The organism is Wolbachia endosymbiont (group A) of Machimus atricapillus, assembly GCF_964027095.1.
Classification (GTDB): Bacteria; Pseudomonadota; Alphaproteobacteria; order Rickettsiales; family Anaplasmataceae; genus Wolbachia.
This window is the reverse complement of record NZ_OZ034727.1, coordinates 799,701-816,655: the sequence shown is the minus strand read 5'-3', so window position 1 is coordinate 816,655 and position 16,955 is coordinate 799,701. Positions and strand designations below refer to the sequence as shown.

At 36.8% G+C, this 16,955-nt stretch carries 12 protein-coding genes and 1 pseudogene; 6 read left to right on the top strand and 7 right to left on the bottom strand.

Annotation, left to right across the window (positions count from 1 at the left end; genetic code table 11):
* Positions 1-55 precede the first annotated feature (55 nt).
* A complete protein-coding gene (locus AAGD68_RS03995) occupies positions 56-1,411 on the top strand; it encodes a phosphomannomutase/phosphoglucomutase (RefSeq protein WP_253309477.1) in 1,356 nt (451 codons plus the stop codon).
* Between the two features lie 106 nt (positions 1,412-1,517).
* On the opposite strand, the gene AAGD68_RS03990 is transcribed toward AAGD68_RS03995, so the two are convergent.
* Positions 1,518-2,369 carry an Rpn family recombination-promoting nuclease/putative transposase gene (locus AAGD68_RS03990; RefSeq protein ID WP_253309476.1) on the bottom strand — a complete coding sequence of 284 codons (852 nt, stop codon included), beginning with the start codon at positions 2,367-2,369 and terminating at the stop codon, positions 1,518-1,520.
* A 210-nt stretch (positions 2,370-2,579) separates the two neighbouring features.
* Here AAGD68_RS03990 and ppdK point away from each other — a divergent pair, with 210 nt between their 5' ends.
* A complete protein-coding gene (ppdK, locus tag AAGD68_RS03985; protein ID WP_341814385.1) occupies positions 2,580-5,315 on the top strand; it encodes a pyruvate, phosphate dikinase in 2,736 nt (911 codons plus the stop codon).
* A gap of 1,040 nt (positions 5,316-6,355) precedes the next feature.
* On the opposite strand, the gene AAGD68_RS03975 is transcribed toward ppdK, so the two are convergent.
* The gene (locus AAGD68_RS03975) at positions 6,356-7,651 is read right to left on the bottom strand and encodes a Na+/H+ antiporter NhaC family protein (RefSeq protein ID WP_341814132.1); all 1,296 of its coding nucleotides are present in this window, start codon (positions 7,649-7,651) and stop codon (positions 6,356-6,358) included.
* A 175-nt stretch (positions 7,652-7,826) separates the two neighbouring features.
* On the opposite strand from AAGD68_RS03975, the gene AAGD68_RS03970 reads away from it, so the two are divergent.
* Positions 7,827-8,786, top strand: a complete 960-nt coding sequence (locus AAGD68_RS03970; protein ID WP_253309474.1) for an RluA family pseudouridine synthase — start codon at positions 7,827-7,829, stop codon at positions 8,784-8,786.
* 7 nt (positions 8,787-8,793) lie between these two features.
* Here the strand turns inward: AAGD68_RS03970 and AAGD68_RS03965 are convergent, their stop codons facing one another.
* Both AAGD68_RS03965 and aspS read right to left on the bottom strand, forming a co-directional pair.
* Positions 8,794-10,056: an MFS transporter gene (locus AAGD68_RS03965; protein WP_253309473.1), complete on the bottom strand. Its 1,263-nt coding sequence runs from the start codon at positions 10,054-10,056 to the stop codon at positions 8,794-8,796.
* A 35-nt stretch (positions 10,057-10,091) separates the two neighbouring features.
* Complete coding sequence (aspS, locus tag AAGD68_RS03960; protein ID WP_253309964.1) at positions 10,092-11,894, bottom strand: aspartate--tRNA ligase; 1,803 nt, start codon at positions 11,892-11,894, stop codon at positions 10,092-10,094.
* Positions 11,895-12,089: 195 nt separating this feature from the next.
* Here aspS and AAGD68_RS03955 point away from each other — a divergent pair, with 195 nt between their 5' ends.
* Entirely contained in the window at positions 12,090-12,521 is a 432-nt protein-coding gene (locus tag AAGD68_RS03955; RefSeq protein WP_341814131.1) for a hypothetical protein, read from the top strand.
* Positions 12,522-12,524: 3 nt separating this feature from the next.
* Entirely contained in the window at positions 12,525-13,148 is a 624-nt protein-coding gene (gene ccmA, locus AAGD68_RS03950) for a heme ABC exporter ATP-binding protein CcmA (protein WP_265044969.1), read from the top strand.
* 523 nt (positions 13,149-13,671) lie between these two features.
* On the opposite strand, the gene AAGD68_RS03945 is transcribed toward ccmA, so the two are convergent.
* The 3 genes and pseudogenes from AAGD68_RS03945 to AAGD68_RS03935 all read right to left on the bottom strand — a co-directional run bounded on the left by AAGD68_RS03945 (position 13,672) and on the right by AAGD68_RS03935 (position 15,518).
* Positions 13,672-13,857 (bottom strand): hypothetical protein, encoded by a 186-nt coding sequence (locus AAGD68_RS03945; RefSeq protein ID WP_264732356.1) that lies wholly within the window; start codon positions 13,855-13,857, stop codon positions 13,672-13,674.
* Positions 13,858-14,150: 293 nt separating this feature from the next.
* Positions 14,151-15,166: pseudogene (locus AAGD68_RS03940) on the bottom strand (IS110 family transposase).
* A 70-nt stretch (positions 15,167-15,236) separates the two neighbouring features.
* Positions 15,237-15,518, bottom strand: a complete 282-nt coding sequence (locus tag AAGD68_RS03935; protein WP_341814130.1) for a hypothetical protein — start codon at positions 15,516-15,518, stop codon at positions 15,237-15,239.
* A gap of 107 nt (positions 15,519-15,625) precedes the next feature.
* Here AAGD68_RS03935 and AAGD68_RS03930 point away from each other — a divergent pair, with 107 nt between their 5' ends.
* Positions 15,626-16,873, top strand: coding sequence for an IscS subfamily cysteine desulfurase (locus tag AAGD68_RS03930; protein ID WP_253309635.1), 1,248 nt, complete (start codon positions 15,626-15,628; stop codon positions 16,871-16,873).
* Positions 16,874-16,955 lie beyond the last annotated feature (82 nt).

The following is a 16,955-nucleotide window of genomic DNA, read 5'->3' as shown; positions in this document are numbered from 1 at the left end:
AACTTGAGCACTTGTCCATTATGTTATATAGTAGTTACTCCTTAAGCAGTGCAGTATGGACAATACCATTATAAGAAAATACGATATTAGAGGTATAGTAGGCAAAGATTTGCAGATTAATGATGGGTACGAGATAGGTAGAAAGTTTGGCCAAACCGTAGCTAGTGTTTGTGTCGGCTACGACAGCAGAATAGATTCACCAGGTATAGAAAGAGAATTAATTAGGGGCTTAACTTTATCCGGTGCAAATGTTATACGCGTTGGACTATGCTCTTCACCTATGCTCTACGCTGCAACACAAATCACGCAGGCGGATCTTGGTATTGTAATAACCGCTTCTCATAACCCAAGTGAATACAATGGCTTTAAATTTTTTAGTAATAAAAAAGTCTTCTCAGATCAAGAGATAAAGGAAATTATAAGCAATCCAATTAAAGACAGTACAAGGATTGGAAGCTTAATTAACATAAATATATATAGTGAGTACATTCGCATATTAAAAAGTGCAGTGAAGAACGATACTACACAGAAATTAAAAATAGCCTGGGATTGTGGAAATAGTCCAGCAAGTGGAATTATAAGGTATATTGAAAAGATCTTGCCTGGTCATACACACATCGTAACCAATAACTCTATAGATGGGGCATTTCCACTGCATGATCCAGATCCCATAGAGGAAAAAAATCTCGCTCAATTAATTGACATTGTGAAGGAATATGGATGTGATCTTGGCATTGCGCTAGATGGCGATAGCGATAGGGTGCGCTTAATTGATAATAAAGGCAGTGTTGTTTCCAATGACCATTTATTTATAATTTTTGCACGTGAAGTGTTGGAGGAATATCCAGAAAGCAAAGTTATTGCCAACGTAAAAATGAGTATGAAAGTGCATGATTTTGTTAGTAAGTTAGGAGGGCAAGTTATTACCTGCGCTACTGGACATTCACTAGTTAAGAAGAAGATGGTAGAGGAAGAGGCAAAGTTTGCTGGTGAATTAAGCGGGCACTTCTTCTTTTCTGAGCTAGGTTTTGATGATGGGCTATATTCTGCTGTTAAAGCAGTTGACATTTTGCTTAAGAAAAACCAAAGCCTATCTCAGGTAATTGAGGATTTACCGAGGTTATATATCACTCATGAAGTAAAGATTGTAGTGAAAGATGAGAAAAAATTTCAAATAATTGAATCAATAAAGAAAATACTGGAGAAGCAAAATATTGTATTTTCAGATCTTGATGGTGTTAAAGTAACCGATAATAAAGGTTGGTGGCTTCTTAGGGTATCAAATACGCAAAACTGCATTACAGCAAGATGCGAAGGAGAGACTTTAGAAGGTTTTGAACTTACTAAAAAGGTTTTGTTCCATTACATTGATGAAGCAAGGTCTTTAAATTGTAGCTATTCACAGAAATAAATTTGATTTATAAAATTGGCATGAAAGTATAAAGATAAATAGGCTAAATGTACTTATCACCTGGTCAGGCTGCAGCATTATTTCGTGTAACCGTTTGCGGGTCCACTTAATTCTGCAATTCTTTGATCTCACTCATGGAGAGGCCAGTAAACTTAACAATAGTGGTGACATCAACATTATTAGCCAGCATTGTTTTTGCAACTTCAATTTTTCCTTCCTTTTTAGCATCATCAAGTTTTTGTTCAAGAACAGCCCGTTCATCACGAATACGTTTTATTTCCTGTTCGTAGGCAATAAATTCTTTCTCTGACCAGTTGAATCTATTTAGTTCTTCATATGCCTTTTTAATTATTACATCACTACCTATTATCTTTTCCAATTCTTCTTCGCTAGTTTCATCTGCATATTTAAAATAATAGATCCATTTTTCAACTATACTCTCCAATTGGTCTTCTTTAGTTTTAGGAAATTTTGGTAACTCAATAAATGTAAAATAAAAATCTTTTAAATCATGTTCATAGCTATCTTTGTCTAACATTACATGATCTGACTTATACTCAGATTTATTAGGAAAGAGAATACAATCAGCAATAGCAATAAAGATAATTTCTTTAAGATTATGATATTGATCACCTTTATCAGCTTGCCTTGAATAAGCTTTAGCAGCGTAATATTGAGCGCGTTTTTCAAAGCCTTTAGTTTTGGCAACTTGCATTTCGACTATTACTTGCACCCCATTTTCATCCCTGCAGAGTACATCAACGATACTTTGTTTTTTAGAGGCAATTTCAGCATCTTGAATAGTGCTGAGGAATTCTATTTCTTTTATTTCATCTTTGCCAGTGAACCCCAAAATATCATTGAGAAAGTGAATGAGGATGTCTTTATTTTTTTCAGTACCAAAAATACGCCGGAACGCAACATCATTCTTGGGGTCGAGAAATTTAGAAAGAGCCATAAAAAAATTTTTAAATGTATCTTTATATTATATATTCTTATTGATAATAATTCAATAATTTGTCATCTTTTTTGTTAACTTTACTGATGTTGCCAGAAGGAACGTTGTTGCAAAATTTTGTAAAATTTATTATCCTAAGGTTTCAAGTCTTCACAGGTTTATTGGAACTATATGTACAATGTGTTTATCAGTGAAAATCCGGAGAAAATGATGGGGGAAAAGTTAATACATTACTTTAGCCAGGGTAAATGCGAAGGCAATGCAGAAATGAAAAATCTGCTGGGAGGAAAGGGGGCAAATTTAGCAGAAATGTGCAATGTTGGCATTCCTGTTCCACCTGGTTTCACAATTTCCACCTCTGCTTGCAAAGTCTATTATCAAGACAATAGATCTTCTGTCATCCAAGTAGCTGACTACTCGGATCCAGAAAAAAATGTGGTCACGCACTGGAATGACATATGTAGTGAAATCAAAAACTACATGGCGATGCTCGAAAATGACATCGGTTGTAAGTTTGGGGATTTAAATAATCCCTTATTAGTTTCAATACGCTCTGGTAGTGTTAGTTCAATGCCGGGCATGCTTGATACTATTTTAAATGTTGGTCTAAATGATGAAACCGTTGTTGGGCTTGCAAAAAAAAGTGGCGAACGTTTTGCTTACGATAGCTACTGCCGCTTCATTATGATGTACTCCAATGTTGTACTACAGCTTGACCATCACCTATTTCAAGATGTTGTTGATAATAAGCAGCAAAAGAGTGGAGCAAAAAGCTTAGCTGATCTTGATGTTGATGTTTTAAAGAGAATTGTTAACAATTTCAAAAGGATAGTACATGAAAAAACAGGAAAACATTTTCCGCAGAACGTTGAAGAGCAATTGTTAAACTCAGTTAATGCAGTATTTACCTCTTGGAAAAATGATAGGGCTGTTTCCTATAGAAGAATACATAACATTCCTGAAAACCTTGGAACAGCGGTCAACGTGCAAGCAATGGTTTTCGGTAATTTAAATGATAATTCTGCAACTGGTGTGATATTTACACGAAATCCTTCAACTGGAGAAAAAAAGCTTTTTGGTGAGTTTTTGGTTAATGCTCAGGGTGAGGATGTGGTTTCTGGTGTTTATACTCCTATGCCAATTGACGGAGAGCAAGAAAACACCATGGAGAAGTTGCTTCCAAGTGTCTACCGAGAATTATGTGTGGTATGTGAAAAACTTGAAAGGCATTATAAAGACATGCAGGATATCGAATTTACTGTGCAGGACGGTAAGTTATGGATTTTGCAGACTAGGTCTGGCAAGCGCACGGCTGAAGCTGCTATTCGCATAATAGTTGATATGGTAAACGAAGGAACGATTACAAAAGAAGAAGGAATATTGAGAATTGATCCAAAAACTTTTGACAATTTATTGCATCCAGTTCTTGACGTTAAGAGTGACCAAAAAGTAATAGGGAAGGGACTGCCGGCTTCTCCAGGGGTTGCTTCTGGATATGTAGTGTTTAGTGCAAGTGATGCTGAAAAAGCTGCAGAGCAGGGTAAAAAAGTGATTTTAGTAAGGTCAGAAACGAGTCCTGAAGATATTAATGGAATGAATGCTGCAAGTGGCATAGTAACAGCACGGGGAGGGATGACCTCGCATGCTGCTGTTGTAACCCGTGGAATGGGTAAGCCATGCATTTGCAGTGTAAGTGGACTTTATATCGATAAAGATGGAACTTTCTTTTCTGTGGGGGATACAAAAGTAAATAAAGGTGAACCAATTACCATCAACGGAGGAACAGGGGAGGTTATGCTTGGCATTCTTCCTACAATTTCACCTGAATTATCGCAAGAATTCAAAACGATAATCAACTGGATAGATGAAATCAAAACGGTCAAAGTGAGAGCGAACGCTGATACTCCAAAAGATGCAAAAATTGCAAAAGAATTCGGTGCAGAAGGTATAGGCTTATGTCGCACAGAACATATGTTTTTCGCTAGTGATAGAATCAAATTCATTCAAAAGTTGATAATAGCTGACGATGAAAATGAAAGGGCAAATGCGCTCATTAAACTGGAAGAAATGCAAAAGTCTGATTTCAAAGAAATATTTTCTATTATGGAGGGTAGGGAAGTCACTATACGGTTGCTTGATCCACCCTTACATGAATTTTTACCCAATAATCAGTCTACTATAGAAAAAATCGCCAAATCACTTAGTAAGTCAGTTGAATCAGTAAAAAATAAAATAGCACAGTTGTCAGAAAAGAACCCAATGCTTGGCCATCGAGGTTGTAGACTTGCCATTTCTCATCCTGAAATATATAGCATGCAGATTAGGGCAATACTTAGTGCTGCAAATGAGCTAAAAAAGGAAAAAAGTGTAGAAATCAAGCCTGAGATCATGATCCCTTTTATAATGAATGAGAAAGAATTTATTCTGATATGCGAGCTAGCAAAGAAAGAATCCTCTGTCATCTCAGCTGGAATCCAGACGCAGATTCCAGCGTCACGCGCTGGAATGACATCAGACAAGGCTTATTCAATTGGAACGATGATAGAACTACCAAGAGCAGCACTGATTGCTGATAAGTTAGCAAAACATGCAGAGTTTTTTAGTTTTGGCACTAATGATTTAACGCAAACAACCATGGGACTTTCAAGAGATGATTCAGTTAATTTCCTCGATTCTTATAAGGAAAGCAATATATTTGACAATGATCCATTTGAAGTGCTGGACATCGAAGGGGTAGGGGAGTTAATCAAGATAGCCATTGAAAGAGGCAAAAAAACCCGAAAAGAAATAAAACTAGGTATATGTGGAGAGCATGGAGCAGATCCAAAATCTATAGAGTTTCTCATCGAATCAGGGGTGGATTATGTTTCATGCTCACCCTATAGAGTACCGGTTGCAAAGTTAGTGGCAGCACAGTTTAGTGTAAAATCTAAGTTTGTTGGGTAAGTGAGAAATATAGCAATAATATAACCACTGGTGACTTTCCTCACTTAGACAACTGTGTCAAGCACTGGAATGACACCCTACTTAACCGTTATACCGCCGCGGCGCTAACACGTAGCGGGATGACGATTGTCAGGGCCAGCGCCTCTATGATGTCATCCCAGTGCCCAGACTACTTGGATCCAGGAAAAAGAATGATGTCATGTAAGTAGCCTCCTTCTTCTGTCATCCCAGTGCTCCTTTCTCGTCATCCCAGTGCCCAGACACTGGGATCCAGGAAACTTAACTTTAAATAAGTGGCTGCATAATCAAGACTAGATTCCAGACTGGGATGACACCCTACTTAACCGTCATACCGCGATTCATTCGCGGTATCTCAGCCGCTAACAAGAGATCCCGCTAACAAGTAGCGGGATGACGAATTACTATCTACACCGTCATACCGCCGCGGTATCTCTTAGCCGCTAACACGTAGCGGGATACTTAACCGTCATACCGCGATTCATTCGCGGTATCTCAGCCGCTAACAAGAGATCCCGCTAACACGTAGCGGGATGACGGTTGTCGTTTAGCCATAAATATTTAAGAAATTTACCAAATGAAAAAAAAAGGCAAAAGAAGCCCTAGTCATTGTCTATTTTCAGTATTTGGCGTTTTTTAAGTCTTAAACACTGCAATTTAGCTGCTTTTAATTGCAACTAACCTACGCTGCAAATGTTTAAGAAATTTACTAAGCAGAAAAAAAGGCAAAAGAAACCCCGTGTTAGCTAGTTGTCACTCTCTAATCCTGCAAATTGGCGTACTATACTGTCTTAAACGACTTATAAGCGCGTTTCAGCTTATATAGGTAAAAACCCAGAAATGTTGTGAAGACATAGAGTGCACATAGTGCAAAAAATTAAAAATAAGACGCCAACTACGTTGTTTTCTTGCTGTTTAATCTGCACAGATGAAGATAACTGAATACCTTCAGTTTCATGATAAGGGGGCTGGCGGAGTTTGTCAAGTAATTCCGTTCCTTATGGGTAAAAAAAAGAGAAACTCTAAGTTGCAGCCGCACGATGTTTCTCTTTTCTGCTGTTGATGATTATTTCGCCTATTGTAACTGCTGCTAAAATAAAGCAGTAATATACCTGTGTTAATAAAGAAACAGGTGATACAAAGGCGATGCTACCTGCCAGCAATAGTTGAGAACCATAAGGTAAGATGCCTTTTGTAGCACAAGCAAAAACATCTAATAAGTATGCACTGCGGTATGGTACAATATCGTGTTTCTGTGCGAGTCTTTTTGCAATGCCACCACTTAGTAAAATAGCAATGGTATTATTGGCAACTAAGGTAGTAAACATAGACGCAATTCCTGCTATCAAAAATTCAGCTTTAGTTTTTGTGATATTGCTTTCATCGATGAGTTTATGCAACGCTTTTTGACCTTGTTTGTACATTATATGGCTCAACCCACCGATAAATAGAGCAAATATTACTATTTCGTTTACTTTTTTGAAACCGTCGTACACGTCATGAGGAAATTGAACGATGGCATAATCAAAAAAAGCTATTCCTAGCACACCAGCAATAATTATGTTTACAGTTATTGTTACTAAAGTGGTGACTTCAAGCAGCCCCATGATTGTTAAAGAAATATAAGGAATAATTTTTATTATAGAATAATAATCTAAATTTGATATAGAAATAATTTTTGTACTACTTGAAATCACTGCCAGATAGGTGAGTGTTATAATACCTGCAGTAAATGCAACCTTAGAGTTTATTTTAAGTTTATCTTTTGCTGAAGCTCCCTGTGAAGAAACAGATGCAATGGTGGTATCAGATATCATTGAGAGGTTGTCACCAAACACGGCACCACCTACTACAGTTGCAGTTCCTATTTCAAGGCCAAAAGCTCCACTTTTTGCCAGATTAACAGCTATAGGTACCATCAGCGCAACAACTCCCATAGATGTACCAATTGCAGTTGAAATAAAAGCAGAAGCCAAAAATACTCCAGGCAGCATTAATCTTGCTGGAAGGAAATTAAGAATTAAATTAGCAACAGTGTCTGCGCTACCAATTGATTGAGTAACCGCAGAAAATGCTCCAGAAAATAAAAAAATTAAACACATAGTAAGGGTATTTTTGTCACCCATGCCCTTGATAACAGTATCGATGTTATGCTGAATTTTATTTGTACCACGTGAGACAGCAAAAAATAGCGCTGGTAACAAGCAGATTACTGGTGAAACCTGATGAAGTGGATTATCAGTTCCGATAAAAGAAAAATAAGCACCACTTCCAAGGTACAAGATTAAAAAAACAATCAAAGGGACAAAAGCTGTCATTTTACTGTACCTCAAACTTACGACTATAACTAATTAAGTGGTTTTAAGCAAGTTTGGTTTTCACTAGTTTTGCAGGAAGTTGACAGCAGAGTTTTAAACTTCATATTTAATCTACTAAATAAATAGCACATGTAGCCGAAGGGTTTATATCTTGTGCTATACTTTATTTTATGTCATGCAAACAGTTGATATTAGCATACATCCAAATAAAGTAATGGAGAATATAAAAACCATATCAGTAAAAGACGATAACGTTAGGCTGGATAGGTACATCAGAAGAATCTTTCCTGATCTAAAGCAATCTGTAATTGAAAAATCTTTAAGGAAAGGGTTAATCAAAGTTGATGATTGCAAAGCAAAGTCTAGTGATAGAGTAAATTCTGGACAAACTATAACGCTGAAGCACTTGAATTATATTGAGAACGCTAATTCTGATCGCAAATATAATGAAAAGTTAGTGAATCTACTAAGAGAGAACATATTATATGAAGACGAATATATACTAGCTATAAACAAGCCCGCAGGGGTCATCGTTCAAGGTGGCGTAAAAGTAAAGATTAGCATGAGTGATTTGCTTGACCAAATAAGAGAGGGAGAAACATTTAAAATTGTCCATAGGCTAGATAGAGATACGAGTGGAGTGATAATATTCGCACGCAACGCTAATGTTGCCAGATACCTTATGGAAGAATTTAAAGGACGAAGAGTAAAAAAAACTTATTTAGCATTAACTTCTGGCATACCGAGCAAGGATAGTGGAACAATAGACTATCCATTGGTGAAAAAATATGTTTCAGGTCAAGAAAAAGTGGTCGTTGATGAAAATTCACCTCAGAATGCCACTACGCATTTTTCAATTATAGCAAAATCCAAACACAATGTTGCTTATTTAAAATTACAACCAATTACCGGCAGAACCCATCAGTTACGTGCACATTTAGCTCATATAAATTGCCCTATTCTTGGTGACGGTAAATATGGTGGTAAAAAAGCTTTTATTGATGGGATAGCAAATAAAATTCACCTTCATTCGCATTCTTTATCTTTAAAACTGCCAAACAATAAAGAAATCACTATCACCGCTCCTATCACTAAACACATCGAAAAATCCATTGAAGCGCTATTTTTCGACTGAAACGATTTCACCAATCAACTTTTCTGTCTTTGGCTTTAATTTGAAGCACAGATATTAGGCTAATTAATGCGCAGGCAGTAAGATAAATGCCTGCTGCAAGTTTTGTTTCGGTTTTTTCTATAAGCCACATGCATATGGATGGAGAAAGGCCACCAAATATTCCTGCAGATATGTTATGTGCGAGGCTAAAGCCCGTGCACCTAACTTTCGTTGGAAATAACTCGCAAGCAAGAGAATTATATATTCCAAAAGATGCACTTATTGGTATGGTTATTAGCCAATAAGTGGGCGTTATAACATAGTGATTATCATACGATAATAGCGAAAGTACCGGCAAACCGGCGCAAGCTAGAGCTACTAATGTAGGAATCATTACATTTTTTCTTCCAACTTTATCAGACAGTATTGCAAACAGCACTGCAGACGCTCCAAATGTAATTTCAACTATAATCCTTACTACATTTTTAATATTGATGCCTGAGAGAATAAGTTCTTTTACAGATATGTTGTAAAACATGATTGCTGAATAAACGATTGCATTTTGGGCAACGCCAAGCCCAATTGCTAGCACAAATGCCTTTTTATAGTCCCTGATTAATTCTAAAAATGGAGAATCAGATAAGCTTCTATTTTGATCATGAATTTTATATGCTAGGCTCTCTTCCATTATGTATCTTATTAAGAAGCCTATTATGCCCATAATAAAGCAGAAATAGAAGAGCAACCTCCAGCCCCAAATTTCATAATTTTCACCTGTAAATTTTTTGCAAATAGCTATCATTACAAAACATGTAATAGAACCAAGAGCACCACTAAAAGCTTTCATGCTACCTAAAAAGCCTAGATTTTTTTTATCGCTTGAATGCTCTATTAAAAAGGCTGAGTTGATACTCGTTTCCCCTCCTGTTGCCATTCCTTGTATTATTCTACAAAGCAGAAGTAATATAGGAGAAAATATTCCTATTTCTTTAAATCCTGGTATGACCGCAATTGCAGTAGATGATATCGAAGCTAATATTACGGAAGTCAGCAAAACTTTCCTCCTACCGTACTTATCTCCAATGCAACCAAAAATAAACGCACCAAGCGGTCTAAATCCAAATCCAATTGCAAAACTACCAAGAAATTTGATTGTGCTTAAATAATCGCTTTCTGAAGGAAAAAAAACATTGCTTATTATATGTGTTAAAACTCCAAATAGAGTTACTTCATACCATATAATCATATTGCAGATTATGCTTGATAGTATTGCTTTTTGAATATCGTTCATGATTTTCGGTTTACCACACTCCGCTATAAAAATTTTTATTCAATAACCTTTAAGGATAATTCACGTAAATGTTTATTGTCCACTTCAGAAGGAGCACCCATTAGAACATCTTCACCTTGCTGGTTCATAGGAAAACAGATTACTTCACGAATATTTGGCTCATCAGCAAGCAGCATAACCATTCTGTCAACCCCTGGTGCTATACCGCCGTGAGGCGGCACTCCGAACCTGAATGCACGCACGAGCGCACCGAATTTTGTATCAACTTCTTCTTTGCTGTAGCCTGCAATGGCAAAGGCCTTATACATGATATCCAGCTTGTTACTACGAATCGCCCCGCTTGACAGTTCTATTCCATTGCAAACAAGATCATATTGGTAAGCAAGGATATCCAGTGGATTTTTGTCCTCTAAATCTTTCAAGCCACCATGTGGCATGGAGAATGGGTTATGAAAGAAATCGATTTTTTTACTTTTATCGTCATATACAAAATAGGGAAAATCAATGATCCAACAAAACTTGAAGATATTATCATCTATAAGACTGAGTTCTGACCCTAAAAGAGTGCGCACTTTCCCTGCAATTGTTGCTGCTTCATTTTCCTTATCAGAAGCAAAAAATACACTATCTCCAGGCTTTACATCCGTTATTTCTTTTATAGAATTTAGCCTGTTTTCATCAAGGAATTTAGCAATTGGCCCTTTTGCGATGCCGTCCTTATCAAATGTTATATACCCAAGCCCCTTAGCGCCGAATTCTTTTTGCGCATGTTCTATTTTTTTATCAAAGAAGCTGCGTGGTTCTTCTGCTGTTTTAGGAGCAGGGATGGCTCTCACTACCATACCGCGCTCAATATTGCTTTTGAAAATATTGAACTCTGAATCACGGAAAATTTCTGTAACATCGCTGACTAATAATGGATTGCGCAGATCTGGCTTATCAGATCCATATTTGAGCATTGCGTCTTTGTATGTAATGCGCGGAAAATCTTTATCAACTGATTTGCAAGAAAATTTGGCAAACACTTTATATAAGGTAGACTCAATAATCTGAAAGATGTCTTCTTGAGTCACAAAAGACATTTCAAGATCTAGTTGATAAAACTCCCCCGGAGAACGGTCAGCCCTTGCGTCTTCGTCACGGAAACACGGTGCAATTTGAAAATATTTATCAAACCCTGAAACCATGAGCAATTGCTTAAAAATCTGTGGAGCTTGCGGCAATGCATAAAATTTACCAAGATTTAGTCTGCTTGGCACCAAATAATCACGTGCACCTTCAGGGGACGAAGCAGTAAGTATTGGAGTCTGAATTTCCAAAAACCCTTGCTCTATCATGAGCTTGCGGAGTTCTGCAATAATTTGTGAGCGCAGAATAATATTGTTGCGGGTGTTTTCTCGCCTTAAATCAAGAAAACGATATTTAAATCTCATATTTTCTGGGTATTCTTGTTCGCCAGCAATGCTCGCTAATATACTTCTTTCTTCTTTTGCTATTTCTTCATCACAGTGGAACTCAACTTCTGATTCAACGTGTAAATTGCTAACTACAACCTCAATTTCTCCGGTTGCGATAGAGCTGTTTACCGTATCTTCAGTTCTAGCTTCAACTATTCCTGTAACAGTAATTATACTCTCCAATTTTAAATTTGATGTCTCATCAAAAAAGTCTTTATCATTATTAAATACTAGTTGAGTGATTCCATAGAAGTCTCTTAAATCAACAAAAATTAAGTTACCGTGATCGCGCTTACGATATAACCATCCAGAGAGGGTAACTTCCTTTTCTACGTCGTTCTTCCTTAATTCTTCACACGTGTGAGTTTTATAGCAGTTCATATTTGTTTTACTTCTAAATTCTTTAAAAAGTATAGAAATAAACCTTACTACATACAAGCCCATTCTCAGATATTTGTCCAATTTACGAAATAGAGCAGTATTACTTTTATACTGTCTTTACCCGCAAAGAAATTGCACAATTTCTATAATTATGGTATAATAGTAAGGGTATTTTTAATGAATTAGATACAGGAAATGCCACTTACACAGATCATATTATATAGCGTAACATTACTTGCTGTAGCTGCAGTATTTCTCTTTTTGAGAAAAATATACAAAAATCGCATTAGAAAAATCATATTTCCTAGAAAAGTTTTTAAAGAAGAGTGGGAAGAAGACAGAAAATTCAACGAATTATATCAAAAAAATAAGCAAAAAGAGTTGATGAAACAACAGGAAATGCTACGCGAAAAGCAAAAAGATATACAGGTTTATAAAGAAGATCTAGAAATAGTTGACATAGCAAAACCGGTAGGTAAATGGACAAAGATGGTTATGATGGGTAATGGTTTAATGCAGCGTTTTGCACAATTGATACATAGAGAAGGCGGAAAGAAAGGATTTTGGGAGCTATTTGTAAAAGCTCAGGCTTCAACTCAAGTTAAACATAAGGGGAAGGGCAGATAATTCATGCTCGAATGTGAAAATTTATCCTGCGCTCGTAATAACAAAGTATTATTTAAACATCTCAGTTTTAAAGCTGAGCCAAAATCAAAGATTCTAATCACTGGTCCAAATGGTAGTGGTAAAACCAGCTTAATTAGAAGTTTATCTGGACTTTTACCGCCGGTATCAGGCAATATAAGGTACTGCGGAAAAGACATATATGATGATCGAAAATCCTATATACCTTCTATGGTCTACGTAGGGCATAAGAATGCCTGTAAAGATAGCTTAACTGTTGCCCAAAACATAGAATTCTGGGCAGGAATACGAAATACTAGGGAATTGATTGTGGCAGCTATTTGTTGCTTGCAGTTGCAGCCTGTAATTAATATTAGATATGGCGAACTTTCTGCAGGCTGGAGAAGAAGAGTTGCACTTGCTCGCCTCTTGATTTCTAATGCAAACGTTTGGCTGATAGATGAACCATTTTGTAATCTTGATAGTGCAACGTGTGAATTAGTGCTGAACCTAATCTCAATACGCTCTGAGCAAAATGGTATAGTAATTATTACAGGGCATAGCTCTACAGAGCAATTGTGTGATTTTACAACGATTGATATACGCGATTTCAATAGACTTCTTGCATAGTTTTTGGCAGCACGTTAACAACCGTTAGAAACGAAAAAACTTCCTTGACAAACTCCGCCAGCCCCCTTATCATGATAGTGAAGGTATTCAGTTATCTTTATCTGTGCAGATTAAACAGCAAGAAAACAACGTAGTTGGCGTCTTATTTTTAATTTTTTGCACTATGTGCACCTTATGTCTTCACAACATTTCTGGGTTTTTACCTATATAAGCTGAAACGCGCTTATAAGTCGTTTAAGACAGTATAGTACGCCAATTTGCAGGATTAGAGAGTGACAACTAGCTAACACGGGGTTTCTTTTGCCTTTTTTTCTGCTTAGTAAATTTCTTAAACATTTGCAGCGTAGGTTAGTTGCAATTAAAAGCAGCTAAATTGCAGTGTTTAAGACTTAAAAAACGCCAAATACTGAAAATAGACAATGACTAGGGCTTCTTTTGCCTTTTTTTTCGTTTGGTAAATTTCTTAACGTTTGTAGCTAAAAGAGCCCAAGAGAGGTGTCATCCCGCTGCTTGTTAGCGGGATCTATGTTAAGAGATACCGCGAATGAATCGCGGTATGACGTAGGACTGCTGTCATCCCAGTGCCCAGACACTGGGATCCAGTTTTCCATATAATCTCATCGAAAATGTTGTAACCACTTTCTATGCTAGTTTGCTTGCTTACAAGCAAACTTTTCTGGATCCCAGTGTCGGGGCACTGGGATGACAAAAAAGGGACTACTCGGATGACAAAAAAAGAGCACTGGGATGACAGGAGATACCGTCTTGTTAGTCAACAAAAAAATTATAAAAATTTCCCAAGTTGCATCATAAAATCAAAAAATACTTCCAATTGTGTAACAGTACACAGATTATAGTTAGTGGATATGTTGATAAGTAAATTAGTTTTATACGCACAAAACAGATGAAGTTTACTTATCAACATATCCACTAACCAACAACATTCAATAAATTTGTGTAAGATACCACTTTACATAAGATAGATAGGAAGCATTTTTGATTTTAAAGTACTAAACCTTCAGTCAACCTCCTAGCCCTGTAGTTTTTGATATGGTTAGGATCAAAAGCACTTTTGGATGTCAGAATACCGAAAATGATATGGAGTAGCTTACGCATTGCAGCACCAACGATGGCCATATTATGCTTACCCTTTTCCTTTAATCTTTGGCAAAAGCTCATAATGATAGGATTGTGATTCTTAGCTACTATGGCAGGAAAGAAAAGTGCCTTACGTAATGTTTGTGAACCGGATTTACTTAATCTGGGTTTGGCATATACAGAGGAACCTGACGTCATATTTCGTGGTATAACTCCTGTATATGCTGCCAATTGCCTGGCATCTCTAAAAACCTCTATATCAGAAACTTCAGCTAAAATAGCTATTGCTGATTCTTCTCCTATGCCTGGAATAGTCAATAGAAGTTGAAAATTTTCCAACAATTCTTTGTGTTGATTTAATAGTTCACGTACGGAGTTTTTTATTGTTTCTATTTTTTGAGCTATATTCATTGCAAGGTCTTCCCAAGCATTTGCAACTTCTTTAGGCAGTCTCTCTTTTTTTTCTAAGTGGTTATTTACTAATGTTAACTCATCTTTTAACGCAACTGAGCAACGATAAAGATGTTTTAATTTTTTCATTTCAGGAGAAGGTGGTGTCCAACTAGAAGGTTCCTGTCTTTGGCAATAATCAGCAATAACTTCTGCATCGGTCTGATCATTCTTTTGTCGTATCAGCTTACTCCTTGCATAAGATTTTATGCAATAAGGATTTACAACACTTACAAAATGTCCAGCATTGTGTAGAAATTCAGCCAGTGCTTCGCTATAACAACCAGTAGATTCCATGCAGGTTTTTACTTTTTCTACATTATGTTTGTGTAGAAAATTCAGTAGACTTTGAAACCATCGTTCTTAAAGCTTCTTTTTCTAGTTTCACGCTTTCCTTTTTTGCTTATAAATGAGAGAAAAACATCAAAGCGATCTTTTGATATATCTATGCCCAAAAAGTTGTTGATCATATATAACCCCATACGTTACCATTAAAAATGAAAAGTAAGGCTAACCTTGTGAATACAGAATTAGAACCATTTAGGTCTTTCTACGATACCGTCCAGCCTCTACTTTTGAGGAGGGATTCTTGACTTTACCACAGATTTTATATCTAAGATTATTGACAAAATTTTCCCTTCTCCATCTAATGTTTAAGCTTAAAACACTAGATGCTTTTTTCAAGATACAAGAAGGGGCTACTCGGATGATACTATTATAGAGTGAACCAGTGTCAGCTACTCGGATGACAAAAAAAGGAGCTACTCGGATGACATCATAGGGGCGCTGGAATGACACCATCACAGAGTGAACCAGCGTCATACACACATCCCTTTGGTGACAATGTTTGTTGATGCAAGATTATACCTTGAAAAAATTAAGTTTTAGTGCTATTAAATAGTTGTAAATTTTGTCCCTGTGGTAGCTTTATGAATGTTGAAAGTAAGAAAATACATGATACTAAAATAAAATTACCAATATTTCTTGATTATCAATCTACTACTAAAGTGGATCCCCGTGTTTTGGAGGTAATGATACCTTATTTTGGTGAGTTCAGTAATGCACACTCTCGCAGCCATTCATTTGGTTGGACTGCTGAAGAAGCAGTGGAAAAAGCAAGGAAACACATCGCTGATCTGGTGAACGCAGATAGCAAAGAAATTATCTTTACCTCAGGTGCAACTGAGTCAAATAATACAGCAATCAAGGGCATTGCTCACTTTTACAAAAATAAAGGAAATCATATAATAACTGTCTGCACGGAGCATAAGTGTGTTCTGGATTCTTGTCGGCATCTGGAAAATGAAGGCTTTAAAGTTACATATTTGCCTGTTAAGCAAAACGGAATTATAGATTTATCAAAGCTTGAGGAAGCAATTACTGATAAAACAATCCTGGTTTCAGTGATGATGGTAAATAATGAAATCGGAGTAATTCAGCCTGTAAAGGAGATTGGTAAAATATGCAGAAAGCATAATATATTTTTCCATACAGATGCAGCTCAAAGCTTTGGAAAAGTTCCAATTGATGTTAATGAGATGTGCATTGATCTTATGAGTCTCTCTAGCCACAAAATTTATGGACCTATGGGAATAGGCGCATTATATGTCCGTAGAAAGAATCCTCGTGTTAGGCTGATACCATTGATTAGTGGTGGTGGACAAGAAAGAGGTATGCGTTCTGGAACAGTTCCAACACCTCTTGCAGTTGGTTTTGGTGAAGCGGCACGTATCGCTAAAGAAGAAATGGAAACAGAAGCAAGCAAATTGGAAGGACTGAGAGATATTTTGTACAATAAGATAAAAGAAGCATTTCCTGATATCGTTTTAAATGGTGATTATGAAAATAGAATTCCTGGCAACCTAAACTTGAGCTTTCCCTATGTTGAGGGTGAGTCTCTCATCATGGCAATCAAGGATTTAGCAGTAAGTTCTGGTTCTGCGTGCACGTCTGCGTCTCTTGAGCCTTCCTATGTCATACGGTCGCTAAATAATGGCCACGACCTTGAGCATTCATCAATTAGATTTGGCCTAGGCCGATTTACAACTAAAGAAGAAGTTTTGTACGCAGCAGATCTTGTTGCTAAAAATATTGGCCGACTGAGAGAAATGAGCCCACTTTGGGAGATGGTACAAGAAGGAGTAGATTTGAACACCGTGAAATGGGACTTTCATTAAGTATATCCATTCAGCCAGTCCAACTGCAAATGCACTTTGAAATTACTCTGTAACCATTCACACTTAATTCTGCAATTCTTTG

Coding starts and splice junctions, on each gene's coding strand:
- AAGD68_RS03995 (WP_253309477.1), top strand. CDS start 56: ATGGACAATACCATTATAAGAAAATACGATATTAGAGGTATAGTAGGC.
- AAGD68_RS03990 (WP_253309476.1), bottom strand. CDS start 2,369: ATGGCTCTTTCTAAATTTCTCGACCCCAAGAATGATGTTGCGTTCCGG.
- AAGD68_RS03975 (WP_341814132.1), bottom strand. CDS start 7,651: ATGACAGCTTTTGTCCCTTTGATTGTTTTTTTAATCTTGTACCTTGGA.
- ccmA (WP_265044969.1), top strand. CDS start 12,525: ATGCTCGAATGTGAAAATTTATCCTGCGCTCGTAATAACAAAGTATTA.
- AAGD68_RS03970 (WP_253309474.1), top strand. CDS start 7,827: ATGCAAACAGTTGATATTAGCATACATCCAAATAAAGTAATGGAGAAT.
- aspS (WP_253309964.1), bottom strand. CDS start 11,894: ATGAACTGCTATAAAACTCACACGTGTGAAGAATTAAGGAAGAACGAC.
- ppdK (WP_341814385.1), top strand. CDS start 2,580: ATGGGGGAAAAGTTAATACATTACTTTAGCCAGGGTAAATGCGAAGGC.
- AAGD68_RS03930 (WP_253309635.1), top strand. CDS start 15,626: ATGAATGTTGAAAGTAAGAAAATACATGATACTAAAATAAAATTACCA.
- AAGD68_RS03935 (WP_341814130.1), bottom strand. CDS start 15,518: ATGACGCTGGTTCACTCTGTGATGGTGTCATTCCAGCGCCCCTATGAT.
- AAGD68_RS03965 (WP_253309473.1), bottom strand. CDS start 10,056: ATGAACGATATTCAAAAAGCAATACTATCAAGCATAATCTGCAATATG.
- AAGD68_RS03955 (WP_341814131.1), top strand. CDS start 12,090: ATGCCACTTACACAGATCATATTATATAGCGTAACATTACTTGCTGTA.